General features: G+C 73.6%; 2 protein-coding genes. One reads left to right on the forward strand and one right to left on the reverse strand.

Annotated features, from left to right (window positions below; all coding sequences use genetic code 11):
• On the forward strand, positions 1-390 hold a 390-nt coding region (locus ACZ5CR_RS45795), incomplete at its 5' end, for a cytosine permease (RefSeq protein WP_468869789.1).
• On the opposite strand, the gene ACZ5CR_RS45800 is transcribed toward ACZ5CR_RS45795, so the two are convergent.
• Positions 387-1,263 (reverse strand): class I SAM-dependent methyltransferase (locus tag ACZ5CR_RS45800; RefSeq protein ID WP_468869795.1); only part of this gene is annotated, 877 nt, incomplete at its 5' end. The two genes, ACZ5CR_RS45795 and ACZ5CR_RS45800, sit on opposite strands and share 4 nt — an antisense overlap.

The following is a 1,263-nucleotide window of genomic DNA, read 5'->3' on the forward strand; positions in this document are numbered from 1 at the left end:
TGGAAGCTGATCGAGACGCCCGAGCTCTACATCTTCGTCTGGCTGGGCGTCGTGGGCGGACTGCTCGGCACGGTCGCCGGAATCCTGATCGCCGACTACTGGGTGGTGCGGCGGACGGCCCTCGACCTCGCCGATCTGTACCGCCCCGAAGGGCGCTACTGGTACACGGGCGGGTGGAATCTGAGGGCCGTCGCGGCCTTCGTGGTCGGCGGTGTGCTCGCCGTGGGCGGGTCGCACTCGGCGCCGGGGAAGGGGCCGTTCCCCGAGGACGGGCTGATCCCCGTGCTGAGGCCGCTCGCGGACTACGGGTGGGCGATCGGGCTCGCCTCGGCGCTGGTCGTCTACGTGGGGCTGATGGCGGTGGGGAGGCGCGCGGGCTCCGAGGCCTAGGCCGGGCGCACCGCCGTCACCAGCCACACGCCCGCCCGCATCCGCACGCCGTACTCGGTCGCGTGCGGCCGGAACGCCTCCTCCAGGGAGGCCCGCGTCGCCGCGGTGACCGTCCGGCCCGGAGTGCGCGACAGGATGAAGTCGACGGCGTCCGCGGGGGTCCGGCCCCATACCGCCTCCACCGGTACGGGAGTCACCCTCACGTCGTCGTAGCCGGTGAGCACCTCGTGGATGCGGGACGGGTCCGAGAGCGAGGCCATCGCGGCGCGGGCCGCGGTGGCGTCGGCCGCGGCCTCGGGCGACACGTACTCCGGGCTCTCCTCGGGGCCGTCCTCCTCCGCGAGGAGCCTGGCGAACAGGCCGAGCGTCCGGGACTCCTCGGTCTCCTGGCCGACGGGCTGCGGACAGACGAACACCAGCCGCCCGCCGGGGCGCAGCGCGCGGGCGATGTTCGTGAACGCGGCGGTGTGGTCGGCGAAGAACATCACCCCTCCACGGCTGATCGCGACGTCGTACCCGGCCGTGGGGAAAGCGTGGATCTGGGCGTCGGCCTGTTCGTACGCCGCGTTCGCGATGCCCTCGGACGCCGTGCTCGCACGGGCGCGATCGAGGAGCGGCGCCGAGATGTCGACGCCCACCGCATGGCCGTGCGCGGCGCGGCGGGCCGCGATGCGGGTGGTGACGCCCGCGCCGCAGCCGATGTCCAGGACGCGGTCCCCCGCGCCGATGGCCGCGGCTTCGAAGAGGGCGTCGTTCACATCGGACAGCATCGTGTCGTAGCGGTCGTGATGCGTGGCCCAGTGGGTGCCCACGGGGCCGTTCCATGCCTCGGCCTGGCGGGAGTTGGGGGTCGGCGTCGTCGAGGTGGTCATG

Source organism: Streptomyces sp. NPDC031274 (assembly GCF_055570235.1).